Source organism: Pseudomonas sp. URMO17WK12:I11 (assembly GCF_007677725.1).
Lineage (GTDB): Bacteria > Pseudomonadota > Gammaproteobacteria > Pseudomonadales > Pseudomonadaceae > Aquipseudomonas.
Map to the genome: position 1 here is coordinate 226,857 of NZ_VEDF01000002.1, position 25,750 is coordinate 252,606.

Here is a 25,750-nt window from a genome sequence, read left to right on the forward strand (position 1 = left end):
CACCCAGAAGGTGGGGCTTTTTCATACCTGCGGATCCAGGCGTAAACCTGCGAGCCGTGTCTGCAGGCTTTCTGGCAGCGGCACCGGGCGGCCACTGGCGCGCTCGATGAACACCTGGACCACGCTGCCCGCTGCGCAGGCATCCGCTTCACCCGGGCGGTACAGGGCCAGGCGGTATTCCACCGTGCTGCCGACCAGGCGGGTCACGCCGAGGCCGACTTCCAGCACGTCCGGAAATCCCGGCAGGGCGAAGAAGTCCGCGGCCGAGCTGACCACGAACGCAGCCAGCTCGCCGTCGCGCAGGTCGAGGTCCGCCTGCTCGAGCAGAAACGCTTGGATGGCGGCTTCGAAAAACCCATGCACCGTGGCGCCCGCGATATGGCCGTTGAGGTCGTTATCCTGCGGTCGCGTGAGGATCGGGTGAAAGTGCAGGAAGGCCGTGCGGCCGGGGGATTCGGTCATCGGTTGAGCGCCTGTCTTCACAATCGGTGCCGACAGTGAAACAGAAAATGCCGACCGATGCAGAGACTGCTGCCCTGCGCAGCGAACGCCGCCCAAAAAAAAGCCGCCCTGAAGGGCGGCTCTCTGGGTGCTGCTGGCGCCAGCTTAGAGCTGAGGACCGGCGGCTTTGATGGCGTCGGAAACTTCGAACTTCTTGAAGTTTTCGATGAACAGTTTGGCCAGGCCCTGAGCCGCCTCGTCATAGGCAGCTTTGTCTGCCCAGGTCGCGCGCGGGTTGAGCAGCTCGGTATCAACGCCCGGAACGGCCTTGGGCACGTCCAGGTTGATGATGTCCAGGTGCTCGGTTTCAGCGCCGACCAGAGCGCCGCTCTGGATGGCAGCGATCACACCACGGGTGGTCGGGATGCTGAAACGCTTGCCCACGCCGTAGCCACCGCCGGTCCAACCGGTGTTGACCAGGTAGACCTTGGAGCCGAAGGCGTTGATACGCTTGATCAGCAGCTCGGCATACTCGCCAGCAGGACGTGGGAAGAACGGGGCGCCGAAGCAGGTGGAGAAGGTCGACTTGATGCCGCCGCCCGAACCCATTTCGGTAGAACCAACCAGCGCGGTGTAGCCGGACAGGAAGTGATAGGCCGCCTGCTCGTTGTTCAGGATCGATACCGGTGGCAGCACGCCAGTCAGGTCGCAGGTCAGGAAGATGACCGCATTAGGCTCGCCACCCAGATTGGCTTCGGCGCGCTTGGCAACGTGCTCCAGCGGGTAGGCCGCGCGGCTGTTCTGGGTCAGGCTGACATCGGCATAGTCGGCATGCTTGTTGGCGTCGAGCACGACGTTTTCCAGCACAGCGCCATGCTTGATGGCTTTCCAGATGACCGGCTCGTTCTTCTCGGACAGGTCGATGCACTTGGCATAGCAGCCGCCTTCCATGTTGAACACGACGCCTTCGCCCCAACCGTGCTCGTCATCGCCGATCAGGTAGCGGCTTTCGTCGGCCGACAGGGTGGTCTTGCCGGTACCGGACAGGCCGAAGAACAGGGTCACATCGCCTTCTTCGCCGATGTTGGCAGCGCAGTGCATCGGCAGCACGTCGGCGGCCGGCAGCAAGAAGTTCTGCACCGAGAACATGGCTTTCTTCATCTCGCCGGCGTAGCGCATGCCAGCGATCAGCACCTTCTTCTGGGCGAAGTTGATGATCACGCAGCCGTCGGAGTTGGTGCCGTCGCGCTCAGGTTCGCAGACGAAGTTGGCGACGTTGAGGATCTGCCACTGGTCGCGACCGGCCGGGTTGAACTGGCCTGGCTCGGGGTTGATGAACAGGCAACGGCCGAACAGGTTCTGCCAGGCGGTTTGCGTGGTCATTTTCACCGGCAGGTAGTGCTCGGCAGCAGCCCCTACGTGAACGTAGGAAACGAAGTGATCCTGGGCGTTGTTGAACGCCTCGACGCGAGCCCACAGGGCATCGAACTTGTCGGCCGGGAACTTGCGGTTGATCGGGCCCCAGGCGATGGCGTCCTGGGTGGAAGGTTCTTCGACGATGAAACGATCTGCCGGCGAGCGGCCAGTACGATGGCCGGTTTCGACCACCAGTGCGCCCGTATCGGCCAGCACGCCTTCACCGCGTTGCAGCGCTTCTTCAACCAGCTTATCGACGCTCAGGTCGGTGTACACGGTGTTGTTGGCTTGCGTCATGAGATACCCCATCCGGCCCGAGGCCGAGTGCTCCAAACGTTTTGTAGTTGTCTCGAAAAAACTACTACAGCGAAAAAAGTGGCCGGATTATGCCAGAAACGCCCAAAAAAAGTAGGCCCCTCCTGTCAGATCTGCGCTTTTGCGCAATTCGACAGGAGATTCCCCTGTAGTTAAACGTTTCAGTGGCGAGTTTCTGACGCCGCTTCTGTGCCGCCACCGGCAAACAGTTGCGCCACATCGCTCGCATCGAAGAAATAGCGCTCGTTGCAGAACTGGCAATCGATCTCGACCTTGCCGCCGCACTCCTCGACCAGTGCCTTGGCATCTTGCTCGCCCAAACTGACCAGAGCATTGCCGGAACGTTCGCGCGAGCAGCTGCAGTTGAAGCGCAGCGGGTGGGTATCGAACAGGCGCACGGCGTCTTCGTGGTACAGGCGGTGCAGCAGGGTTTCGTTGTCCAGGCTCCACTCCTCGGGCTTGAGTGTGCTGGCCAATGCCACCACGTGCTGCCAGCTTTCCTCGCGCTCCTCATCGTCAGGCTGGCGATCGCGCGGCAGCTGCTGCAGCAGCAAGCCACGCGCCTTGCCATCCTGGGCATTGAGCCAGAAACGGGTATTGAGTTGCTGCGACTGCACGAAGTAGTTGGTGAAGCACTCCGACAGGGTGGCGCCGTCGAGATCGACGGTGCCCTGGTAGCGCTGGCCTTTGACCGGGTCGATGGTCAAGGTCAGATGGCCGTCGGGCATCAGTTGCGAAAGAGTGGCATCGGCCGGGATCTGCTCGGCCTCATAGCGGGCCATGCCGCGGATGTCGCGCTCACCTGAGCATTCGACCATCAACAGCGGAATCGGCCCGGCCGAGCGCGCCTGCAGAATCAGCAAGCCGTCGAATTTCATGGCGCCGACCAGCAGGGAAGTGGCGGCCATCAGCTCGCCGAGCAGGGTCTGCACCGGTTGTGGATAAGCATGACGCGCCAGCACCGCGGCGTAGCTGTCATCGAGAGACACCCACTCGCCGCGCACATCGCGCTCGTCGAAGATGAAACGTTGGGTGAAATCGGTATCTGGCATATCGCTCATAGGTTTTGGCTATCTAAAAAATGATGACAAAATGGTTACATCGGGCGTCGGATTTGCCGATGTCCAATGGCGGAGCGTTCTTGAGACGCTCCGGGTCCTGTTTGAAATAGAGGTATTTTATGGACAATCCACCGCTGTTCCAAGCAAGGTGGTCCTGGGGTCCTTTGGCAGTCTGCACGCTGCTGCCCATCGCCCTACTGTGTTTCTGGTTGTGGCCTTTTGGCCAGATCTTGTGCCTGACTTTCGACGAGTGGCTGTTCCACAGCCTCAACGCACCGTTGGCCGACAATACGCTGTGGCGCACGATCTGGACGGTTGGCAGCCTGCGCCCGTTCGACATCGTCGTCGGCCTGATCCTGCTCGCCGTGCTGATCCGTGGCGACTGGGTGTTCAAGGCAGGCCAGGTGCGTCAGGCGTTCTTTGCCTTTCTGGTCACGCTGATCCTGTTAGTGGTGATTCGCGCGCTGTTTTCCAAGTGGGTCGATGCAATGGGTTGGCAGCATGACAGCCCGTCCATGGTGTTCGACAACGCCGTGCACCTGAGCGACTACTACCCGAATCTGGAAAAGGCCTGGGAATTGAAAGACCGCTCCAGCAAGAGTTTCCCAGGCGATCACGCCTCGGTGCTGTTGATCTGGGCGTTGTTCATGAGTCTGTTCAGCCGGCGCCTGGTGCAATACCTGGTGATCTGGGGTTTGGCCTTGCTGTTCATGCTGCCGCGCCTGGTAGCGGGCGCGCACTGGGGGCAGGACGACTACATCGGCGGTCTGCTGATGGCCGTGCTGGCGCTGGGCTGGAGCTGTCACACGCCGCTGGCGGCCAAGAGCAGTGCGGCGCTGGTGCGCTGGACGGCGCCGCTGTTCGCCCTGGGCCGCAAGATACCATTGATCGGCCGCCTGGCCGTGATGCGTTGACTGTACGACGGGGTCGCAGCGCGGCCCCGTCTGCTTTCACTCGAAGCTGCCATGCAGCTGATGGATCTGGCGCCGCTGCTTCTTGTTCGGTCGCCCATCGGTGGTCACTCCCATCGCCCCGGCCTTGCGCAACTGCGCAGCCTGTTCGCGGCGCTGGATACTGGCTTCGGTTTCCTCATACAGCGTCTGCGCCTCAGGCGCACCCCGGCGCACCAGCGACAGTGCCTTGACCACCACGGTGCGCTCATCGAAACCTGTGCGCAGCACGAATTCATCGCCCACCCGTGGCTCCTTGCCAGGTTTGCAGCGCTCGCCGCGGCAATGCACCTTGCCGCTCTCGATGGCCGCCTTGGCCAAGGCGCGGGTTTTATAAAAGCGCGCCGCCCACAACCATTTGTCCAGACGGACCTTGTCGTCGTCCTCGGCTTTTTGTGCCATGTCGTTTCCTCGAATACAGTCGTTCATCGAACTGTACTACCGTAACGGACGGATGCAAAAAGTCGCGGGCCTGCTTACAGTTCACCACCTTACCCACAGGGTGTGCTTAGTGAAGAAATTTGACCATCTGACGGTGATCGGCCTGCGCGAGTGGGTGGCGCTGCCCGACCTTGGCGTCGCCGGCCTGCGCGCCAAGATCGACACCGGCGCCAGCACCTCCAGTCTGCATGCGACCGACATCGAGCCCTTCGAGCGCGACGGCGAGCCCTGGGTCCGCTTCACTGCGCACCTGGGCTCGGTGGTGCAGCTGCGTCATCGCCGCTGCGAGGCACCGCTGGTGACGATGAAAACCATCAAGAGCTCCAACGGTCACGCGCAAATCCGCTATGTCATTCGCACCGCGCTGGCACTGGGCGATGCGGTATGGGAAATCGAATTCACCCTGGCGTGCCGCAAGAGCATGCGTTACCGCCTGCTGCTGGGCTCCAAAGCCCTCATCCAGGGGCAACTTGTGGTCAACCCGGGGCTCAAATACGTGCAAGACAAACCGGCCTATCCGGCCACCCTCTCTCCTGTCACAGGTGCTGCATGAAGATCGCTGTGCTTTCGCGCAATCCGCGTCTGTATTCCACCCGCCGCCTGGTCGAAGCCGGCACCCAGCGGGGCCACGAAATGGTGGTGATCGATACCTTGCGGGCCTACATGAACATTGCCAGCCACAAGCCGCAGATCCATTACCGAGGCAAACCGCTGGAAGGGTTCGATGCGGTCATCCCGCGCATCGGTGCTTCCGTGACGTTCTATGGCTGCGCGGTGCTGCGCCAATTCGAGATGATGGGCGTCTACCCACTGAACGAATCGGTGGCGATCGCCCGCTCGCGTGACAAGCTGCGTTCGCTGCAGTTGCTGTCACGCCGCGGCATCGGCCTGCCGATCACCGGCTTTGCGCATTCGCCGGACGATATCCCCGACCTGATCCAGATGGTCAATGGCGCGCCCCTGGTGATCAAGGTGCTCGAAGGCACCCAAGGCATCGGCGTGGTGCTGTGCGAAACGACCAAGGCCGCCGAGTCGGTGATCGAGGCGTTCATGGGCCTGAAGCAGAACATCATGGTGCAGGAGTACATCAAGGAAGCGGGCGGCGCCGATATCCGTTGCTTCGTGGTGGGCGACAAGGTGATCGCGTCGATGAAGCGTCAGGCCAAGCCAGGGGAGTTTCGTTCAAACCTGCACCGCGGCGGCGTGGCCAGCCTGATCAAGATCACCCCCGAGGAGCGCATGACGGCGATCCGCGCGGCCAAGGTGATGGGCCTGAGCGTGGCAGGCGTGGATATCCTGCGCTCGAACCACGGGCCGTTGGTGATGGAAGTCAATTCTTCACCGGGCCTGGAGGGCATCGAAGTGACCACCTCCAAGGATGTGGCAGGCATGATCATCGAGCATCTGGAAAAGCACGGCGTGCCGAACCAGACCCGCACCAAGGGCAAGGGCTGAACCGAACGAGCGGCCCGGTCGCGCTTTCAAGGCGACCGGGCCGCTAGCCCTCACACCGCGTTACGCGGCAGCAGCAGCCCCAATGGCAAGCGCACTCGCGCTTCGATGCCGCCACCGGAACGGTTGCGCAGCTCGACATTGCCGCCATGCTGTGCGGCGATGCGCTTGACGATGGCAAGCCCCAGGCCAGTGCCTTTGCCTCCCCGCGCGCGGTCGCCACGAATGAACGGGTTGAAGATGGTTTCCAGCTCGGACTCGTCGATCCCGGTGCCGCGGTCGAGCACGCTGAGCACCACATAGGGCGCGCTCTCGTCGCCCGACACATAAGCGGCCACCTCCACGCCCTTGCCAGCATGGTGCAGCGCATTGCCGATCAGGTTGTCGAGCATGCGCTTGAGCGAAACCCGGCGCAGCGGGAACGGCGGGATAGGCTCGAGGCACAGGCGCACGCGCTCTTCTGGCTGGTTGTAGGGCGCTACTACTTCACGCACCAGGTGGGCCAGGTCGACCTCTTCGACCGGCTCGTCCCGGCCATCGCGGATAAACGCCAGGAACTGATCGAGAATCGCGTCCATGTCCTCGATATCGCGCACCATATCGTCACTCAGCTCGCTGTCGCTGCCCAGCAACGAGAGCGACAGGCGCAGGCGCGTCAGTGGCGTGCGCAGGTCGTGGGACACGCCGGCCAACATCAGTTCGCGCTCTCGCCCGGCTTGTTCGACGTCCTCGGCCATTTGATTGAAGGCGCGGTACACCTCGGTCATCTCGCTCGGCGTATCGCTGATCGGCAGGCGCACGCTGCGCCCCTGGCCCAGTTGCCGCGCAGCGAACACCAGGCGCTTGAGCGGCTGGTTGAGCTGACGTACGAAAATCCACGCCGACGCCGTGGACAGTAAACCGATTGCCAGGAACCATCCCAGCACGTTCCAGATTTTTTGCCCGCGCAGCGGGTGCGGATACAACGGCACTTTCAGCCAGCCCGGGCCCAGGCTCGGCGCATTCACCCACAGCGCCGGCGGGGCATGGATGCGCAGGCGCACTTCGGTGTCTTCACCCAGTTCGGCCTGCATCTGGCGCTGGTAGATTTCGCTGTAGGGCCAGTGTTGCTCGCCCTCCGGCACGCCCGAACCCGTCACGCGGATCAGGCCAGCGGCCTCGGCGATCTTGTCCCGGTTTTCTTCGTCGGCCGCCCAATAGGCGCGCAGGGTCAGCGCAACGCCGTGGCTGTACTGGCGATCGACCAGCACGTCCTCGTTCATTAGGAGGTACACCAGCGTCAATGCCTTGGAAAACAGCACGACGATCAGCACCAGCCACAGCGTGCGGGCGAAGAAGCTCTGCGGGAACCACAGCGGCGTTTTCATCGACGACGCTGCATCATTTGCCGGCGTTTCCGTCTGGCACGAACACGTAGCCCACACCCCACACCGTCTGGATATAGCGCGGCTTGGACGGGTCCGGTTCGATCATGCGGCGCAGACGCGAAATCTGCACGTCGATGGAGCGCTCCAGTGCATCCCACTCGCGGCCACGCGCCAGGTTCATCAGCTTGTCGCGGGTCAGCGGCTCGCGCGCATGCATGACCAGGGCCTTGAGCACGGCGAATTCGCCGGTGGTGAGCATGTGCACTTCGTCGCCACGCTTGAGTTCGCGGGTCGCCAGCGACAGCTCGTAGTCGCCGAACGTGACCGACTCGTCCTCGCTGCCTGGGGCACCAGGCACGCTCGGCGCCTGGCGGCGCAACACGGCCTTGACCCGCGCCATCAGCTCGTCGGGGTTGAAAGGCTTGCCCAGGTAGTCGTCGGCGCCCAGCTCCAGGCCCTTGATGCGGCTGAGCTCGTCACCCTTGGCGGTGAGCATGATGATCGGGATCTGGTTGTTCGACTGGCGCAGGCGCTTGCACGCCGAGAGGCCGTCTTCGCCTGGCAGCATCAGGTCGAGCACCACCAGGTTGAACACCTCGCGTTGCAGCAGGCGGTCCATCTGTTCGGTATTGGGCACCGCACGGGCGCGATAGCCCTTGCTGGTGAAGAAACGCTCCAGCAGGCTGCTCAGCCCCGGATCGTCGTCGACGATGAGAATCTTGTCACCTTCAGCGGTGTTCGCAGTGCCGGTCATGAATAACTCCTCTGATGTCGCCGCGCATTATGGCGTAGCCAATGCTGCCCGTTGCGTGAGCATTGTTAGCAGATTTTTCCCCGGGCGCCACTGCCGGGTGGCCGGGCGCCATCACCGCAAGGCGCTGGCGATGGGTATAATGCGCCGCTTCGATCCAGCGCCACTGGGCCAATGCCCCTGCGGCGCCCCCGTATTCACAAATGTCAGGTGGTTCACATGGACAGCATCAACAGCCGTATCGCCGAAGAACTGGGCGTACGCCCCCAGCAGGTCGAGGCGGCCGTGGGCTTGTTGGACGAAGGCTCGACCGTGCCCTTCATTGCCCGTTATCGCAAGGAAGTCACCGGCAGCCTCGACGACACCCAGTTGCGCCATCTGGAAGAACGCCTGCGTTACCTGCGTGAGCTCGACGACCGCCGCGCCAGCATCCTCTCCAGCATCGAGGAGCAGGGCAAGCTGACCCCCGAGCTGGCCCGCGAGATCAAGCTGGCCGATACCAAGACCCGTCTCGAAGACCTCTACCTGCCGTACAAGCAGAAGCGCCGCACCAAGGGCCAGATCGCCCTGGAAGCCGGCCTTGGCGCGCTGGCCGACGGCCTGTTCGAAAACCCCGACCTGGCCCCTGAAAGCGAAGCCGCGCGTTTCGTCGATGGCGAAAAAGGCGTTGCCGATGTAAAAGCGGCGCTCGAAGGCGCCAAGTACATCCTCATGGAGCGCTTCGCCGAAGATGCCGCCCTGCTCGACAAGCTGCGCAACTTCCTCAAGCAGGAAGCCGTGCTCAGCGCGCGCGTGGTGGCTGGCAAGGAAGACGAAGGCGCGAAGTTCCGCGATTACTTCGCCCATGACGAGCTGCTGCGCAATGCCCCCTCGCACCGTGCCCTGGCGATCTTCCGTGGCCGCAACGAAGGCGTATTGAGCGCCTCGCTCAAGGTCGGCGAGGAGCTGCCCGGAACCCTGCACCCGTGCGAGCTGATGATCGGCCAGCATGTCGGCATCGAGAACCGCGGTCGGGCGGCCGACAAGTGGCTCGGCGAAGTGGTGCGTTGGACCTGGAAGGTCAAGCTCTACACCCACCTGGAAACCGACCTGTTCGGCGAGCTGCGCGACAACGCCGAGGGCGAGGCCATCAACGTCTTCGCCCACAATCTGCACGACTTGCTGCTGGCCGCACCGGCAGGCCCACGGGCGACGCTGGGCTTCGACCCGGGCCTGCGCACCGGCTGCAAGATCGCCGTGGTCGATGCCACCGGCAAGTTGCTCGACTACACCACGGTCTACCCGCATGCGCCGAAGAACGAATGGGATCGCACCCTCTCGGTGATGGCGGCGCTGTGCGCCAAGCACTCGGTCGAATTGATCGCCATCGGCAACGGCACCGCCAGCCGCGAGAGCGACAAGCTGGTGGCAGACCTGGTCAAGAAATACCCAGCGCTGAACATCACCAAGATCATGGTTTCCGAAGCCGGCGCCTCGGTGTATTCGGCTTCCGAACTGGCTGCCCGCGAATTCCCCGACCTCGACGTCTCGATCCGTGGCGCGGTGTCGATCGCCCGGCGCCTGCAGGACCCCCTGGCCGAGCTGGTCAAGATCGACCCGAAATCCATTGGCGTCGGCCAATACCAGCACGATGTCTCGCAGGTGAAACTGGCGCGCGGCTTGGACGCGGTGGTCGAAGACTGTGTGAACGCCGTGGGCGTGGACGTCAACACGGCCTCGGTGGCGCTGCTGACGCGCATCTCCGGCCTCAATGCGACCCTGGCCCAGAATATCGTCGCGCACCGCGACGCCAATGGCCCGTTCGCCACCCGAGCGGCGCTGAAAAAGGTCAGCCGCCTGGGCGAGAAGACCTTCGAGCAGGCGGCCGGCTTCTTGCGTGTGATGAATGGCAGCAACCCGCTGGACGCCTCGGCCGTGCACCCTGAAGCCTACCCGCTGGTACAGCGCATCGCCGCCGACACCGATCGCGACATTCGCTCGCTGATCGGTGACAGCAGCTTCCTCAAGCGCCTGGACCCGAAGACCTTCACCGATGAGACCTTCGGCTTGCCTACCGTCACCGACATCCTCCAGGAACTGGACAAGCCTGGCCGCGACCCGCGTCCTGAGTTCAAGACCGCCACCTTCCAGGATGGCGTCGAGGACCTCAAGGACCTGCAGCCGGGCATGATCCTCGAAGGCGTGGTGACCAACGTCACCAACTTCGGTGCTTTCGTCGACATCGGCGTGCACCAGGATGGCCTGGTACACATCTCGGCGTTGTCGGAGAAGTTCGTCAAGGATCCCCGCGAAGCGGTCAAGGCCGGCGATGTGGTGAAGGTCAAGGTCATGGAAGTGGATATCCCGCGCAAGCGCGTCGGCCTGTCGATGCGCATGGGCGATACCCCGGGTGAAAAGGTCGAGGGCAACCGCGGTGGCAGCCGTGGCGGCGCCGGCAACCGCCAGCAACCAGCGCCGCGCGCGCGTGAAACCGCCGCCGCTGCGCCGAGCAACAACGCCATGGCCGCACTGTTCGCCAATGCCAAGCAACTGAAGAAGAAATAGGCCCGTCACGCCCTGCCCTGGGCGGGTCGACGTCGACGTAGCTCAAGGCGACAAGCGCGTCGCCATGGCTAGGGAACCTTCACGGTTCTCTAGCTCACCAAGGGGTAACTGCGGTATTTTTCGGCAGTGGTTGGCACTGCCGGAACCGCGTAAACCAGGCGACAACGCCAGTTCCTTTCTTCCTACCCTTGTAGACCGTCATTTCTACCCCCATATTGGGGCGACTGATGCGTGAAGGAATACACCTTGAGCGACCTCCTCAACCGCCGCCTGAGCCTGCTCGGCGCCAATCTTCCCCTGCTCGAGCAGTGCCTGCACGGTATTGAGCGCGAATGCCTGCGCGTAACCGATGAGGGCCGCCTGGCCCAGACCCCGCATCCCGAAGCGCTGGGATCGGCGCTGACCAACGAGCAGATCACCACCGATTATTCCGAATCGCTGCTGGAATTCATCACCCCGGCCCTGGCCGATCCGGCGCAGGTGCTCGAAAGCCTCGAACAGACGCACCGCTTCGTCTACAGCAAGCTTGCCCACGAGTACCTGTGGAGCCCTTCGATGCCGTGCACCCTGCCGGCAGAAGAAGACATCCCGATAGCCGAGTACGGCAGCTCCAACATCGGCAAGCTCAAGCATGTCTACCGCAAGGGCCTGGCCCTGCGCTACGGCCGTACCATGCAGTGCATCGCCGGTATCCATTACAACTTCTCGTTGCCTGAAGCGCTGTGGCCGTTGCTGCGCGATGCCGAAGGCGACCAGCAGAGCGATCGCGAGTACCAGTCTTCTGCGTACATCGCGCTGATTCGTAACTTCCGCCGCTACAGCTGGCTGCTGATGTACCTGTTCGGGGCATCGCCCGCACTGGACAAAGGTTTCCTGCGCGGCCGCCCGCATCAGCTCGAAGAGCTCGACGCCGATACCCTCTACCTGCCTTACGCCACCAGCCTGCGCATGAGCGATCTGGGCTACCAGAGCAACGCCCAGGCTGGCCTGACGCCGTGCTACAACAACCTGGCCAGCTACACCGACAGCCTGCGCAAGGCCGTCGGCACGCCCTACCCGCCCTACGTCGAAGTCGGTACCCACGTCGATGGCGAGTGGGTGCAGTTGAACACCAACATCCTGCAGATCGAGAACGAGTACTACTCGAACATCCGCCCGAAACGGGTCACCTACACCGGCGAGCGGCCGATCCAGGCCTTGACCTCGCGTGGCGTGCAGTACGTCGAGGTGCGCTGCCTGGACATCAACCCGTTCCTGCCGGTCGGCATCGACCTGACCGAAGCACGCTTTCTCGATGCCTTCCTGTTGTTCTGCGCGCTGGATGAAAGCCCGCAGCTGGACAACGCCGAATGCGGCCAATGCACGCATAACTTCCTGGCCGTGGTCAAGGAAGGCCGGCGTCCGGGGTTGCATTTGCAGCGCCATGGTCAGCCGGTCGCGCTCAAGGAATGGGCCAGCGCCCTGCTGGCCGACATCGGCCAACTGGCGCAACTGCTCGACCAGGCCCACGGCGGCGATGCCCATGCCAAGGCCATGGAAGCGCAGCAGGCCAAGGTCGACGACCCGTCGCTGACGCCTTCCGCGCAAGTGCTGGCGCGCATGACCGAACACGACGAGAGCTTCATCGCCTTCTCCCTGCGCCAGAGCCGCCTGCACGCCGAGAGCTTCCGCGAACAGCCGCTGCCAGCCGAGCAGCAGGCGCATTTCGAAACCCTCGCCCGTGAGTCGCTGGCCAAGCAGGCTGAACTTGAGCAAGAGGAGGTCGGCGACTTCGACCTGTTCGTCGGCGCCTACCAGGCTAGCATCCTGGCAATCAGCAACTGATGAACCGTGTCGCCGCCCCGCGCCGACCGCGCGCCAGTAGCCAGGCGAGGATCGAAGCGATTCTGGCTGCGGCGCGGGCGCTGCTGGCCGAGCATGGGATGGCAGCGCTGTCGATCTACAGCGTGGCCGAACGGGCGCAGATTCCGCCGTCGTCGGTGTACCACTTTTTCGCCAGCGTGCCGTCCCTGCTCGAAGCCTTGACCGGCGATGTGCACCGGACGTTTCGCGAAGCCTTGAGCGCGCCAATCGACAGCAGTGCGTTCAGCACCTGGCATGAACTGGCGCGACTGATCGAACAGCGCATGCTGGATATCTATCACCAGGACACTGCCGCACGGCAGCTGATCCTGGCCCAGCATGGGCTTAGCGAAGTGGTGCAGGCCGACCGTCACCACGACCTGGAACTGGGCGAACTGATGCACAGGCTGTTCGACCAGCACTTCCATTTGCCGGTGATGCCGCTGGATGTGGATGTGTTCACCCTGGCCATGGAGCTGAGCGACCGGGTGTATGCGCGCTCCATGCAATTGCACGAAAGCATCACCCCACGCATGGCCGAAGAAGGCAAACGCGTGTTCGAGGCTTATCTGGGCCTGTATCTACCGCCCTTTCTGGCCAAGCGACACGCCTGAGCTGCTGGGACTGCCAGGCAGTCCCAGTTCGCGCCATCACAACTTGGCGATGGACACTTCCGTCGATTTCACGAAGGCAATCACTTCACTGCCCACTTGAAGCTCCAGCTCACGCACCGAGCGGGTGGTGATCACCGAGGTGACGATGCCCGAGGCGGTTTGCACGTCGATTTCCGACAGAACCGGGCCTTCGAGGATTTCCTTCACGGTGCCTTTGAACTGGTTACGCACGTTGATCGCTTTGATAGTCATGGCTTGTTTCCTTCTCGTTGGCGTTGAGTCTGATAGGTAGGGGATTCAGTGCGCCCAACGCAGCTGCGTGGGCAATGGGGCTACAGGGTCGGGCTCGGGCGCGGTGCCCGGCACCGACAACACACGGTTGAGCACTTCGCTTTCCAGCGCGGCCAGGCGATGCGAACCTCGCGCCCTGGGCCGGGCCAGTTCGACCTCGAGGTCCAGGCCGACTTCGCCGTCCTCGATGAGAATCACCCGGTCGGCGACCGCCACCGCCTCGCTGACGTCATGGGTGACCAGCAGCACGGTAAAGCCATGGGTGCGCCACAGCCGCTCGATCAGTTGCTGCATTTCGATGCGCGTCAGGGCATCCAGCGCGCCGAGCGGTTCATCGAGCAGGAGCAGGCGCGGTTGATGGATCAATGCCCGGGCCAGGGCCACGCGCTGCTTCTGGCCACCTGACAAGCCGGCGGGCCATTCATTGGCGCGATCTGCCAGGCCTACTGCTTCGAGAGCATCGAGGGCGCGCTGGCGCCAGTCACCGGTCAGCCCCAGGCCGACGTTGTCGATGACTTTCTTCCAAGGCAACAAGCGTGCGTCCTGGAACATCAAGCGGGTTTCTTCGCGGGCGTCGCTCAGCGCGGCGGCACCGGCCAGTAGCTGCCCGGACGTCGGCTGGTCGAGCCCGGCCAGCAGGCGCAGCAAGGTGCTCTTGCCACAACCACTGCGGCCCACGATGGCCACGAACTGGCCGGCAGGAATGTGCAGGTCGATGCCCTTGAGCACTTCGCGGGCGCCGAATGCCTTGCGCACGCCCTTGGCCGCCAGGGGGATGCCACGCAACAGGCGTGGCGGCTGATCCTTGAGCACAGTCATGCGCCCTCCTTCTTCGCGGTCTGATAGGCCGGGTGCCAGCGTAGCCACACCCGCTCCAGGCCTCGGGCAGCCAGGTCGGCAAGCTTGCCGAGCACCGCGTACAGGACAATGGCCAGTACCACCACGTCGGTTTGCAGAAATTCACGCGCGTTCATCGCCAGGTAGCCGATGCCGGCGTTGGCCGAAATGGTTTCGGCGACGATCAAGGTCAACCACATGAAGCCCAGGGCGAAGCGCACACCAACCAGAATCGACGGCAGGGCGCCAGGCAGGATCACCTGGCGAAACAGGCCAAACCCGGACAGGCCATAGCTGCGCGCCATTTCCACCAGCGCCGGGTCGACGTTGCGGATACCGTGATAGGTGTTCAGGTAGATCGGGAACAGCGTGCCCAATGCGACCAGAAAGATCTTCGCCGACTCATCGATGCCGAACCACAGGATCACCAGCGGAATCAACGCCAGGTGTGGCACGTTGCGGATCATCTGCACCGAGCTGTCGAGCAGGCGCTCGCCCCAGTTGGACAGGCCGGTGATGAAGCCCAGCGCCAGGCCCAGGCTGCCGCCAATGACGAAGCCCAACCCGGCACGCCAGCCACTGATGGCCAGGTGGGTCCAGATTTCACCGCTGCGCACCAGCTCGACGCCGGCGCTGACCACCGCGCTCGGTGCCGGCAGGATGCGCGTGGACAGCCAACCGGCGCTGACCGCCAGTTGCCAGATCGCCAGCAGCAATACCGGCAGGGCCCAGGGCGCCAGGCGCTGGCTGAGGGTAGTGGAAGTTGCACGACTCATGATCCGGCCCTCAGCTCTGCGCGACCGACTTGGGCAGGATGTCGTTGGCGACCATCTCGCCGAACGGGCTTACGTAGCCGCCGCTCTTGGCCTGCTCCGGGCGTTGCACGTCCAGGTGCGGGAACAACAGCTCGGCAACCCGGTAGGACTCCTCCAGGTGGGGATAACCCGAGAAGATGAAGGTATCGATACCGAGTGCCGCGTACTCCTTGACCCGGGCAGCCACGGTCGGCCCATCGCCAACCAGCGCGGTGCCGGCGCCACCGCGCACCAGGCCGACGCCGGCCCACAGGTTGGGGCTGACCTCCAGCTGGTCGCGGTTACCGTTGTGCAGGGCCGCCATGCGCTGCTGGCCGACCGAATCGAAGCGTGCCAGCGAGGCCTGGGCCCGGGCGATGGTTTCGTCGTCCAGGTGCGAGATGAGTTTGTCGGCCGCCGCCCAGGCTTGTTCGTTGGTTTCCCGCACGATTACGTGCAGGCGGATGCCGAAGCGCACCTGACGCCCCTGTGCGGCGGCCTTTTCCCGCACCTGGGCGATTTTTTCAGCCACCGCGCTCGGCGGCTCGCCCCAGGTCAGGTACAGCTCGACCTGTTCGGCAGCCAGGTCCTGGGCGGCTTCGGACGAGCCACCGAAATACAGCGGTGGACGCGGCTGCTGGATGGGTGGATAGAGCAGCTTGGCGCCTTTGACCTGGATGTGCTTGCCGTCGTAGTCGACCACTTCCCCTTCGAGCACCTTGCGCCAGATACGGGTGAACTCGACAGACGCCTCGTAGCGTTCCTGATGATTCAGGTGCAGGCCGTCGCCGGCCAGCTCGTCCGGGTCGCCGCCGGTCACCAGGTTGAACAGGGCGCGGCCGTTGGACAGCCGATCCAGGGTTGCCGCCTGGCGCGCGGCCACGGTCGGCGAAATGATGCCCGGGCGCAGGGCGACCAGGAACTTCAGGCGCTGGGTCACCGGGATCAGCGATGCGGCCACCAACCAGGAGTCCTCGCAGGAACGCCCGGTGGGGATCAGCACGCCGCCGAAACCGAGGCGGTCGGCAGCCTGGGCGATCTGTTGCAGGTAACCATGGTCGACCGCGCGGGCGCCGTCGGCGGTGCCGAGGTACTTGCCATCGCCATGGGTGGGCAAGAACCAGAAGATGTTAAGGCTCATTGGAGTTGTCTCCTCAAGGGTAACGCTGGTCAGGGCATGGCCCTGACGCAGGCGAGTCATTCAAGGCGCGCTGGCGACCTTGGCGGGGGGTGTCCAGATCACATCCTTGATACTCAGCGGCTTGGGGATCAGCTTGAGCGCTTGGAAAGTGTCGGCAATCTTCTGCTGCGCTTGCACCACTTGCGGAGTGAGCGGCGCGGCACCGTAGCCCTGGCGCTTGACCGAGGTCAGGGTGATGTCGGCGGGCAGGCCCAGCAGGGGCGCAACCTGATCGGTCACTTGCTGGGGGTTGGCCTGCGACCACTGGCCCACGGCGCGCACTTCGTCGATCAAGGTGCTGATCACTGCCGGGTGCTGGGTGGCGTAGTCCCGGGTCGCCAGGTAGAACTGATGGTTGTCGACAAGGTCCTGACCGTCGCGCAGGGTCCGCGCCTGCAACTGCTGCTCGGCAGCGGCCTGGTAAGGATCCCAGATGACCCAGGCGTCGATGCTGCCGCGCTCGAAGGCGGCGCGGGCGTCGGCCGGGGGCAGGTATACCGGCTGGATATCGCTGTACTTGAGGCCCGCGTCTTCCAGGGCGCGAACCAGCAGGTAGTGAACGTTGGAGCCCTTGTTGAGGGCGACTTTCTTGCCTTTGAGTTCCTTCACCGAGTGGATCGGCGAGCCCTTGGGCACCAGAATCGCTTCGCTGTGCGGGGCCGGTGGTTCATAAGCCACATACAGCAGGTCGGCCCCTGCCGCCTGGGCAAAGACGGGCGGCGTTTCACCGGTCACGCCGAAGTCGATCGAGCCGACGTTGAGGCCTTCGAGCAACTGCGGGCCACCGGGGAACTCGGTCCACTGCACCTGCACACCTTGCTCGGCCAGGCGTTTTTCCAAGGTGCCTTTGGCCTTGAGCAGCACCAGGGTGCCGTATTTCTGATAACCGATGCGCAGGCTTTCGGCCTGGGCTTGAGTAATGACGCCGAAGGACACAGCCGCCGCAAACAGGGCGACCAGACCACGACGCAAGAAGACAGTGCGCATGGCGCTCTCCTGTGCGGATTGGGTTCAGGTTGCACCTGCTTGCCTCGTTGTCGGGCGAGTAAGGTACTGGGGAGCAGCAGCGGCAAGTTTCAGGGGCAAGCTGCAAGAAGAAGCAGTCGCCCATATCGCTCATACTTGCCGCTTGCCGCTTGCCGCTTATGACTTGCAACTGCTTTCAGCGATTGGGTTGAGGGGTCAGGCGCAGGTAGGGTTTGACTGCGCGGTAACCCTTGGGAAAGCGTTGCTTGATCTCGTCTTCGTCTTTGAGCGAAGGCACGATCACTACATCGTCGCCGTCCTGCCAGTTGCCTGGGGTGGCCACCTTGTGGGTGTCGGTCAGTTGCAGCGAGTCGATCACTCGCAGGATCTCATTGAAGTTACGCCCGGTGCTGGCCGGGTAGGTGATGGTCAGGCGCACCTTCTTGTTGGGATCGATGACGAACAGCGAGCGAACGGTCAGCGTATCGCTGGCATTGGGATGGATCAGGTCGTACAGATCAGAAACCTTGCGGTCGGCGTCGGCGATGATCGGGAAGTTGACCACGGTGTTCTGCGTTTCGTTGATGTCCTCGATCCACTTGTGGTGCGAGTCGACCGGGTCTACCGACAGCGCAATGGCCTTGACGCCGCGCTTGGCGAATTCATCCTTGAGCTTGGCGGTCAGGCCCAGCTCGGTGGTGCACACCGGCGTGAAATCGGCCGGGTGGGAGAACAGCACACCCCAGCTATCGCCCAGCCATTGGTGAAAGCGGATCTTGCCTTCGCTGGAGTCCTGCTCGAAGTCGGGGGCGATGTCGCCGAGTTTGAGGCTCATGGGTGCTGCTCCTGTGCTGTCCGGGCTTATGGGATAAATGTGCCTGCATTCGAACCAAAAGAAAAAGAATAAATAATGATTTATTTATAACTTTTAGGGATACAAAATTGCAGGCACAAAAAAGCCTCGCGCTAGACGAGGCTTTTGGGTGAATCGACGCTTACATGAAGTTGTAAGTGTAGTTCACGATGAAGCGAGTCTGGTCCTTGTCGACAGGAGCCTCACCTTCGCCGCGGTAGATACCGTGGCGCAGGCTGGCGCCCAGACCCTTGAGGGTGCCTTCCTGAATCACGTAGTCGACGCGAGCATCACGTTCCCACTCGTGGTAGGTGCCGTTGCCCGAAGCATTGCGAATATCAGTACCGCGCAGGTACGAAATCGAAGCTTTCAGGCCTGGCACACCCAGACGTGCGAAGTCATAGCTGTACTGACCGAAGGTAGTGTTGGTACCCGCACGCGCGAACTGGTTGATCATGCTGTCGGTGAACAGGTAGAAGCTGGCACCACCGGCACCTTCCGGACGACCGTTGCCGTCGACCACGGAGCCTTGGTTCAGCCAGACGAAACCACCGTCGTCGCTAACTTGCTGATGACCGAGCATCAACGCGTGGCTACCCAAGGTGTACGTGAACATGGCCGACCAGGTCTTGTTGTCGACCTTGCCGTCGTTCTTTTCGTAACCACCGTTGTTGTTGAAGTTGTACGCGCCCGGACCGCCGTTCTTGCCATCGCTGCTGCTATCGAAGTAACGCAGGTCGGTCTTGAACGACTGATCGTCAGCGATCTTGAACACGTGAGTCGCGCCCAGGAAATGCTGCTTGTAGAAATCTTTGAGGTTCGAGTAGTAGTACTGCAGGGTCAGGTCAGGAGTGAGCTTGTAGTCCAGACCGCCGTAGACGAACTTGTTGCTGTCGGCGGTGGCGCCGTTGACAGACAGGCCGGTACGGTTGCTCGATGCACGACCCATTGCGTGGGTCAGCTGACCAGCATTGACGGTCAGGTTATCGATTTCCTTCGACTGGATGGTGCCCCCCTCGAAGGTCTGCGGCAGCAGACGACCATCGTTGGCTACGAGGATTGGCAGGTTCGGTGCCAGTGCACTTCCGTAGTGAACTTCGGTCTTGGAGAAACGAGCTTTAGCGTTGCCGCCGATGCGCGCCCACTGGCTAACAGCCGACCCATCGGTGTCGCTTGGGAAGAAGGTGCTGTTGTTCGGGTGCTTGCCGCGGCCACCATCAAGGTGAATACCCCACAGCGCCTGCACATCGACACCAAAACCTACGGTGCCCTGAGTGAAGCCCGACAGGTAATCCAACTTGAAGCCTTGACCAACTTCTCGGCTATCGCCACCACGGCCGCGGGCCGAGGCAGGAAGATTCACCTCACGGTTATCATCATTGAAATACATGGTGCGCGAGCTGAGCGACAGTTTGCTGTCTTCAACGAAACCGGCAGCGCCTGCAGATTGGGCGATAACCCCCATTGCCACGGCCAGGGCCAGGCTGGACTTGTACATGTCTTGCTCCTCTACGTTCTAATTCTTGTGTATCTCTGGCGGCAGGATCTGATGCCCTGCTCTACCGTGGATGGGCGATTAGCCCCAAAGCGTGACCATTTAGTCAATCATTTCTAAACGTTTCTCGACTTTGGTCTAAGACGCCCCCTGCGCTACAGGATAATGACAATCCTATAAATCCAAAATGACCGTTTTGTGAATTTCTAAGATTTTTAAGGAATATCCAAGGAACCTTTACTACCAAACGGTGTATCGACCTCGTCAACCATACCTTTAGGTTATTTGCAAACGTTTGCCGACCGTCTGCTCAACGTCGCTGCCTCGCGAGCGATGCAAGGCTAGCAGCAATTCTGCCGCGCGCCATTGCGCCGCATCAGGCGCAGACACCCTCCTGCGCTTCCTTCCTAAGCTAATTCCTAAAAGTTATTTATTTTTCAATTCTTATATCATTTAGCCTTCTCGCCATCCAAGACATCGCTTGCCTGCCGAGAGGTTCACCATGATCCCGCATGCTCCATTGCGTCTAATCGCAGCCCTGACCCTCGCCAGCGCCAGCTGGTTGGCGCACGCCGCTGACTTGACGGTCGCCTACCAGACCACAGTCGATCCGGCCAAGGTCGCCCAGGTCGATGGCACTTATGAAAAAGCCAGCAAGGCCAGCATCGACTGGCGCAAGTTCGATAACGGCGCCGATGTGATCACCGCCGTGGCCAGCGGCGACGTACAGATCGGCTACCTCGGCTCCAGCCCACTGGCGGCAGCCGCTACTCGAAAGCTGCCGGTGGAAACCTTCCTCATTGCCACCCAGATCGGTGCCGGCGAAGCGCTGGTCGCGCGTGACAGCATCACGACGCCGCAGGACCTGATCGGCAAGAAAGTCGCCGTGCCCTTCGTCTCCACTGGCCACTACAGCCTGTTGGCCGCGCTGAAGGCCTGGAACATCGACCCTGGCAAGGTGCAAATCCTCAACCTGGCGCCCCCCGCGATCATCGCTGCGTGGAAACGCGGCGATATCGATGCCACGTATGTCTGGGACCCCGCCCTGGGCGTGGCCAAGGAAAACGGCAAGGTGCTGATCACCTCGGGCGAGCTCGCCAGCAAAGGCGCGCCTACCTTCGACGCCTGGATCGTGCGTAAGGACTACGCAGACAAACACCCTGACGTGGTCAAGGCGTTCGCCCAGGTGACCCTGGATGCCTACGCCGACTACCGCAAGGATCCCCAGGCATGGCTGGCGAACAAGGACAACGTCGCCAAGCTGGTCAAGTTGTCCGGCGCCAAACCCGCAGACATTCCAGTGTTGTTGCAGGGCAACGTGTACCCGCTGGCCGGCGATCAGGTCCAGGCGCTGGGCGCACCCACCACCCAGGCGCTGACCGACACCGCCACTTTCCTCAAGCAACAGGGCAAAGTCGATGCTGTGCTGCCGGACTATTCGCCCTACGTCAGCGCCCAGTTCATCCCCAACTAAGCCTGCCACCGTACGGAGCCTGCCATGGCCTTGCTCGAACTGGAGCGCATCAGCGCACAGTACCCCGGCACCACCGCCCCGGTGCTGACCGACATCAACCTGAGCCTGGGGCCGCGCCAGTTGCTGGTGGCCCTCGGGCCATCGGGCAGTGGCAAGACCTCGCTGCTGAACCTGATCGCAGGCTTCGTCACCCCCAGCGCCGGACGCATCAGCCTCGACGGCGTAGCGGTCACCGGGCCGAGCGCCGAGCGCGGCGTGGTATTCCAGGACGACGCCTTGCTGCCCTGGCAGAACGTGCTGGGCAACGTCGCCTTCGGCCTGGAGCTGGCCGGCGTACCGCGCCCCCAGCGCGAAGCCAAGGCACGCGAAATGCTGGCATTGGTCGACCTGGATGGCTTCGCCGAGCGCCGCATCTGGCAACTGTCGGGCGGTCAGAGACAACGCGTGGGCCTAGCCCGAGCGTTGGCGGCCGACCCGCGGGTGCTGCTGATGGACGAGCCTTTCGGCGCCCTCGACGCCTTCACTCGCGAGCAGATGCAGGCGCTGCTGCTGCAAGTCTGGCAACGCACCGCCAAGCCGGTATCGCTGATCACCCATGACATCGAGGAAGCGGTGTTCCTGGCCACCGATCTGATCCTGCTGGCCCCCAACCCAGGCCGGGTGGTCGAGCGTCTGCAACTGGACTTCGGCCAGCGCTATGCCGCTGGCGAATCGGCACGCGCGATCAAGTCCGATCCGCGTTTCATCGAAACCCGCGAGCACGTGCTGGCGCGGGTGTTCTCACAACGGCAGAACGCCCAGGAGCGCGCATGAACAGCCTGAATCTACCGGTCGCCGGCAGCCGCGAAAAAACGCCCGCGCCTGCCTGCAAGGCGCGCCGCCCTTGGCCTACCCGCTGGATCAGCGCCGTCACCCTGGCCAGCTTGCTGAGCCTGTGGTGGCTGGTCACCGCGGCCGGTTGGGTCGAACCACTGTTTCTCCCCGCGCCTGGCGACATTCTGGCCAAGGCCTGGATCCTGCTGACCCAGGGCTACATGGACGCAAGCCTGTGGCAACACCTGGGCGCCAGCCTTGGGCGCATCGGCCTGGCCTTGATCGCCGCGAGCCTGACCGCCATTCCGGTCGGCTTGGCCATTGGCTCCAACCGCGTAGCGCGCGGCATTCTCGACCCGCTGATCGAGTTCTACCGGCCGATCCCGCCCTTGGCCTACCTGCCGTTGATCGTCATCTGGTGCGGTATCGGCGAGCTGTCCAAGGTGCTGCTGATCTACCTGGCGATCTTCGCCCCGATGGCCATCGCCACCGCTACCGGCGTGCGCACGGTCGACCCGGCCAAGCTGCGCGCGGCGCAATCGCTGGGTGCCAGCCGGGCCCAGCTGATTCGCCACGTGATCTTGCCCAGCGCCCTGCCCGACATCCTCACCGGCGTGCGCATCGGCCTGGGCGTCGGTTGGTCGACCCTGGTCGCTGCCGAGCTGATCGCGGCCACCAGCGGCTTGGGTTTCATGGTGCAGTCGGCCGCGCAGTTTCTGGTTACCGATGTGGTGGTGCTGGGCATCTTGCTGATAGCGCTGATCGCCTTCGCCCTGGAAATGGGCCTGCGCGCGCTGCAGCGCAAGCTGGTGCCCTGGCACGGGCAGAGCCACTGATACCGACTTCCTTGACGCAAGCTGATTGAAGAGACCGCCATGAGCCTGACCATCACTCCCCTGAGCCCTGCGCTCGGTGCGCAGATCAGCGGCGTGGACCTCAGCCGCGAGCTGAGCGACGCGCAGCGCGATGCCATCGAGCAGGCACTGCTCGAGCACCAGGTGCTGTTCTTCCGCGACCAGCCCATCGAGCCGCAGCAGCAGGCACGCTTTGCCGCCCGCTTCGGCGACCTGCACATTCACCCGATCTACCCGAACGTGCCGCAAACGCCCCAGGTGCTGATCCTCGACACAGCAGTCACCGACGTGCGCGACAACGCCGTATGGCACACCGACGTCACTTTCCTGCCGACCCCGGCACTGGGCGCGGTGCTCAGCGCCAAGCAGCTCCCTGCGTATGGCGGTGACACGTTGTGGGCCAGCGGCATCGCGGCCTTCGAGGGCCTGTCGGCGCCGCTGCGCGCGTTGCTCGACGGCCTCACCGCCACCCATGACTTCACCAAGTCGTTTCCGCTCGAGCGCTTCGGCACCACACCCGAAGACCTGGCGCGCTGGGAGGCGACCCGGCGCAACAACCCGCCGCTGTCCCACCCCGTGGTGCGTACCCACCCGGTCAGCGGGCGCAAGGCGTTGTTCGTCAATGAGGGGTTCACCACCCGTATCAACGAGCTGAACGAGCTGGAGAGCGAAGCACTGCTCAAGCTGCTGTTCGCCCATGCGACGCGGCCGGAGTACAGCATCCGCTGGCGTTGGCAGGAGAATGACGTGGCGTTCTGGGACAACCGCGTGACCCAGCATTTTGCCGTCGATGACTACCGGCCCAATCGGCGGGTGATGCATCGCGCCACCATTCTGGGCGATGCACCCTATTGAAACGTCTGGGCGAGGCCGCGAAGGGGCCTCGCCGCAGCGGTCGGTGCAGGGGGCCGCAAAACGGCCCCCGAGGCTCTAGCGAACCAGGTGCAGGAACTGCATGTGCCGTTCGTACTGATCGAGGATGTCGTTGATGATCTGCTCCTTGCTGTAGCCCACCAGATCGTAGTTCTGGCTGCCTTCGCTCAGGTGCACCTCGGCGCGGTAGTAGCGGCGGTTCTTCAGCTCCTGCGAGCCGATCCCACCCAGGGCGAACGACGGCGTGAAGTAACCGCGCATCTGCACCTGGTAGATGAACGGCTGCTCCTCGCCATGGCCGACCTTGAGGCTGACGTTGTCATGGCTTGGGTCATCCTGGGTCACCAGCACCAGGCCTTTCTGCTCGAATACCTCGCGCACCTCGGCAATCGCCGGGCGCACCACGTCATCCATGAAGCGGTACACCTCATCGCGCGAGGGGAAGTACACCGCCTGGCTCAGGCGCTGACGCCAGCCTCCACGGCCGCGGCGGGTCTGGGCGAACGGCGCCAGCGAGTGCATCTGCGCGATCTGCCGCTGGCCTTCGAGATAGAACGCCTTGTGCAAACCCCACATCATGCACAGCAGGATCAACGAGAACGGCAGCGAGGTCAGCACCACCGCCGATTTCAGCGAGTCGATGCTGCCGGCGAACAACAGCCCGCTGGTGATCAGCGCAGTCATCGCGCCCCAGAAGATGCGCAGCCAGTTCGGCCCGTCTTCGTCGGCATCGCCACCCTTGGCCGACAGCGTCGACAGCACGACGGTGCCGGAGTCGGCGGACGTGACGAAGAACACGAAGCTGATGAACACCGTCACGGCGATCACGGCCTTGCTCCACGGGTAGGTTTCCAGCAGCAGGTACAAGCTCATCGACGGGTTGTCCAACGCCGACTGGCCAAGCGCGGTCAGGCCGTGGTTGAGCACCTGGTCCAGCGCGCTGTTGCCGAAGATCGACATCCACGCCAGGGTGAAGCCCAAGGGAATCAGCAACACGCCGAAGACGAATTCACGAATGGTGCGGCCACGCGAAATGCGCGCAATGAACAGCCCCACGAACGGCGCCCAGGCAATCCACCAGGCCCAGTAGAACACCGTCCAGCCACCCAGCCAGTCGCGCTGCTCACCGTAGGCGTAGACATCGAAGCTCTTGCGCGGCAACGCGCCGAGGTAGTCGCCCAGGTTCTGGATCAGGGTGTTGAACAAGTGTTGGGTCGGCCCGGCGAACAGCACGAACAGCAGCAGCGCACAGGCCAGGAACAGGTTGATGTCGCTCATCACCCGCACGCCCTTTTCCACCCCGGCTACTGCCACGGCCACCGCTGCCCCCATCATCAGCGCGATCAGCGTCACCTGCACCCACTGGCTGTGGCTGATGCCGAACAGGTAGTCCAGGCCGGCATTGAGGTGCAGCACCCCAAAGCCCATGTCGGCGCCCAGGCCGAACACCGTGGCGATGATACCGAAGCCGTCCACCGCATAGCCGATCGGGCCATTGATGCGCTTGCCGATCAGCGGGTACAGCGCCGAGCGCAACGCCAGCGGCAGGTTATGCCGGTAGGCGAAATAGGCCAGGGCCATGCCAACGAAGGCGAACACGCCCCAGCCATGCAGGCCCCAGTGCAGGAACAGGATCTGCATGGCCTGGCGCCCGGCCTCGGCAGTGCCGCCCTCGCCCTGAGGCGGGGTGAGCATGTGGGTCAACGGCTCGGAAACGCAGAAGAAGAACAGCGTGATGCTGATGCCGGCAGCGAACAGCATGCCGGCCCACGACAGGTAGCTGAATTCCGGCTCGTCATGATCGGCGCCGAGCTTGATCTTGCCATAGCCCGACAACGCCGTGACCACCACGAATACCAGGTACAGACTCATGGCCAGCATGTAATACCAGCCAACCGTATTGGCCGCCCAGTTTTGCGCGGCCATCAGCCACTGCCCGGCAGCCTCCGGGAAGGCGATCACGATCAGGCCAAAGAGCAGAATGAAGCTTGCCGCGAAATAGAACACCGGCGGGTTCATGCGGACCTTGCCAGCGGCAAGGGAAGAAGACGGTGCACTCATGAATCAGGCACCTCGTCGCTCGACGTGAGGTTCGGAATAAACGGGTTCAGCAAAGGAATCCTCCT

General features: G+C 63.0%; 23 protein-coding genes and 1 pseudogene. 10 read left to right on the forward strand and 14 right to left on the reverse strand.

The features are described from left to right. Positions 1–21: 21 nt before the first annotated feature. The 3 genes from FS665_RS04310 to hslO form a co-directional block, all read right to left on the reverse strand. On the reverse strand, positions 22–462 hold the full coding sequence (locus tag FS665_RS04310) for a thioesterase family protein (protein ID WP_145183949.1): 441 nt from the start codon (positions 460–462) through the stop codon (positions 22–24). Between the two features lie 144 nt (positions 463–606). Then, positions 607–2,154 (reverse strand): phosphoenolpyruvate carboxykinase, encoded by a 1,548-nt coding sequence (locus tag FS665_RS04315; RefSeq protein WP_145183952.1) that lies wholly within the window; start codon positions 2,152–2,154, stop codon positions 607–609. A gap of 179 nt (positions 2,155–2,333) precedes the next feature. Then, on the reverse strand, positions 2,334–3,233 hold the full coding sequence (gene hslO, locus FS665_RS04320) for an Hsp33 family molecular chaperone HslO (RefSeq protein ID WP_145183955.1): 900 nt from the start codon (positions 3,231–3,233) through the stop codon (positions 2,334–2,336). Positions 3,234–3,352: 119 nt separating this feature from the next. Here hslO and FS665_RS04325 point away from each other — a divergent pair, with 119 nt between their 5' ends. Then, positions 3,353–4,147 (forward strand): phosphatase PAP2 family protein, encoded by a 795-nt coding sequence (locus FS665_RS04325; RefSeq protein WP_145183958.1) that lies wholly within the window; start codon positions 3,353–3,355, stop codon positions 4,145–4,147. Positions 4,148–4,183: 36 nt separating this feature from the next. Here the strand turns inward: FS665_RS04325 and FS665_RS04330 are convergent, their stop codons facing one another. Further along, the gene (locus tag FS665_RS04330; RefSeq protein WP_145183961.1) at positions 4,184–4,585 is read right to left on the reverse strand and encodes an RNA-binding S4 domain-containing protein; all 402 of its coding nucleotides are present in this window, start codon (positions 4,583–4,585) and stop codon (positions 4,184–4,186) included. A 109-nt stretch (positions 4,586–4,694) separates the two neighbouring features. On the opposite strand from FS665_RS04330, the gene FS665_RS04335 reads away from it, so the two are divergent. Continuing rightward, on the forward strand, positions 4,695–5,177 hold the full coding sequence (locus FS665_RS04335) for an ATP-dependent zinc protease (protein WP_145183964.1): 483 nt from the start codon (positions 4,695–4,697) through the stop codon (positions 5,175–5,177). Continuing rightward, entirely contained in the window at positions 5,174–6,079 is a 906-nt protein-coding gene (rimK, locus tag FS665_RS04340; RefSeq protein WP_145183967.1) for a 30S ribosomal protein S6--L-glutamate ligase, read from the forward strand. The genes FS665_RS04335 and rimK overlap by 4 nt, the downstream gene beginning before the upstream one ends. A 50-nt stretch (positions 6,080–6,129) precedes the next feature. Here rimK and FS665_RS04345 read toward each other — a convergent pair whose 3' ends face one another. Both FS665_RS04345 and ompR read right to left on the reverse strand, forming a co-directional pair. Continuing rightward, positions 6,130–7,443 (reverse strand): ATP-binding protein, encoded by a 1,314-nt coding sequence (locus tag FS665_RS04345; protein WP_145183970.1) that lies wholly within the window; start codon positions 7,441–7,443, stop codon positions 6,130–6,132. Positions 7,444–7,456: 13 nt separating this feature from the next. Then, complete coding sequence (gene ompR / locus FS665_RS04350) at positions 7,457–8,197, reverse strand: two-component system response regulator OmpR (RefSeq protein ID WP_145183972.1); 741 nt, start codon at positions 8,195–8,197, stop codon at positions 7,457–7,459. 216 nt (positions 8,198–8,413) lie between these two features. Between ompR and FS665_RS04355 the strand changes: the two genes are divergently transcribed. The 3 genes from FS665_RS04355 to FS665_RS04365 all read left to right on the forward strand — a co-directional run bounded on the left by FS665_RS04355 (position 8,414) and on the right by FS665_RS04365 (position 13,194). Beyond that, positions 8,414–10,738 carry a Tex family protein gene (locus FS665_RS04355; protein WP_145183975.1) on the forward strand — a complete coding sequence of 775 codons (2,325 nt, stop codon included), beginning with the start codon at positions 8,414–8,416 and terminating at the stop codon, positions 10,736–10,738. A gap of 246 nt (positions 10,739–10,984) precedes the next feature. Further along, positions 10,985–12,562, forward strand: coding sequence for a glutamate--cysteine ligase (gshA, locus tag FS665_RS04360; protein WP_178108290.1), 1,578 nt, complete (start codon positions 10,985–10,987; stop codon positions 12,560–12,562). Beyond that, complete coding sequence (locus FS665_RS04365) at positions 12,562–13,194, forward strand: TetR/AcrR family transcriptional regulator (protein WP_145183981.1); 633 nt, start codon at positions 12,562–12,564, stop codon at positions 13,192–13,194. The genes gshA and FS665_RS04365 overlap by 1 nt, the downstream gene beginning before the upstream one ends. A gap of 36 nt (positions 13,195–13,230) precedes the next feature. Here FS665_RS04365 and FS665_RS04370 read toward each other — a convergent pair whose 3' ends face one another. The 7 genes and pseudogenes from FS665_RS04370 to FS665_RS04400 all read right to left on the reverse strand — a co-directional run bounded on the left by FS665_RS04370 (position 13,231) and on the right by FS665_RS04400 (position 19,613). Then, the gene (locus tag FS665_RS04370; protein WP_003255829.1) at positions 13,231–13,446 is read right to left on the reverse strand and encodes a molybdopterin-binding protein; all 216 of its coding nucleotides are present in this window, start codon (positions 13,444–13,446) and stop codon (positions 13,231–13,233) included. A gap of 45 nt (positions 13,447–13,491) precedes the next feature. Then, positions 13,492–14,329, reverse strand: a pseudogene (gene ssuB / locus FS665_RS04375) (aliphatic sulfonates ABC transporter ATP-binding protein). Next, the gene (gene ssuC / locus FS665_RS04380; protein ID WP_145183986.1) at positions 14,301–15,098 is read right to left on the reverse strand and encodes an aliphatic sulfonate ABC transporter permease SsuC; all 798 of its coding nucleotides are present in this window, start codon (positions 15,096–15,098) and stop codon (positions 14,301–14,303) included. The pseudogene ssuB and the gene ssuC overlap by 29 nt, the downstream one beginning before the upstream one ends. Before the next feature lie 10 nt (positions 15,099–15,108). Further along, positions 15,109–16,257 carry an FMNH2-dependent alkanesulfonate monooxygenase gene (ssuD, locus tag FS665_RS04385; RefSeq protein ID WP_145183989.1) on the reverse strand — a complete coding sequence of 383 codons (1,149 nt, stop codon included), beginning with the start codon at positions 16,255–16,257 and terminating at the stop codon, positions 15,109–15,111. Positions 16,258–16,317: 60 nt separating this feature from the next. Then, positions 16,318–17,283, reverse strand: a complete 966-nt coding sequence (locus FS665_RS04390; RefSeq protein WP_145183992.1) for a sulfonate ABC transporter substrate-binding protein — start codon at positions 17,281–17,283, stop codon at positions 16,318–16,320. Positions 17,284–17,458: 175 nt separating this feature from the next. After that, the gene (locus FS665_RS04395; RefSeq protein ID WP_145183994.1) at positions 17,459–18,097 is read right to left on the reverse strand and encodes a peroxiredoxin; all 639 of its coding nucleotides are present in this window, start codon (positions 18,095–18,097) and stop codon (positions 17,459–17,461) included. Between the two features lie 160 nt (positions 18,098–18,257). Then, complete coding sequence (locus FS665_RS04400) at positions 18,258–19,613, reverse strand: OprD family outer membrane porin (protein WP_145183997.1); 1,356 nt, start codon at positions 19,611–19,613, stop codon at positions 18,258–18,260. A 499-nt stretch (positions 19,614–20,112) separates the two neighbouring features. On the opposite strand from FS665_RS04400, the gene tauA reads away from it, so the two are divergent. The 4 genes from tauA to tauD are packed head-to-tail and all read left to right on the forward strand — an operon-like array spanning position 20,113 to position 23,606. Then, a complete protein-coding gene (gene tauA / locus FS665_RS04405; RefSeq protein ID WP_145184000.1) occupies positions 20,113–21,084 on the forward strand; it encodes a taurine ABC transporter substrate-binding protein in 972 nt (323 codons plus the stop codon). A 24-nt stretch (positions 21,085–21,108) separates the two neighbouring features. Continuing rightward, a complete protein-coding gene (gene tauB / locus FS665_RS04410) occupies positions 21,109–21,897 on the forward strand; it encodes a taurine ABC transporter ATP-binding subunit (RefSeq protein ID WP_145184003.1) in 789 nt (262 codons plus the stop codon). Further along, positions 21,894–22,733, forward strand: a complete 840-nt coding sequence (gene tauC, locus FS665_RS04415) for a taurine ABC transporter permease TauC (RefSeq protein WP_145184006.1) — start codon at positions 21,894–21,896, stop codon at positions 22,731–22,733. Before tauB ends, tauC begins: the two co-directional genes overlap by 4 nt. 39 nt (positions 22,734–22,772) lie before the next feature. Beyond that, positions 22,773–23,606: a taurine dioxygenase gene (gene tauD, locus FS665_RS04420; protein ID WP_145184009.1), complete on the forward strand. Its 834-nt coding sequence runs from the start codon at positions 22,773–22,775 to the stop codon at positions 23,604–23,606. A gap of 75 nt (positions 23,607–23,681) precedes the next feature. On the opposite strand, the gene betT is transcribed toward tauD, so the two are convergent. Further along, entirely contained in the window at positions 23,682–25,643 is a 1,962-nt protein-coding gene (betT, locus tag FS665_RS04425; RefSeq protein WP_178108300.1) for a choline transporter BetT, read from the reverse strand. Positions 25,644–25,750 lie beyond the last annotated feature (107 nt).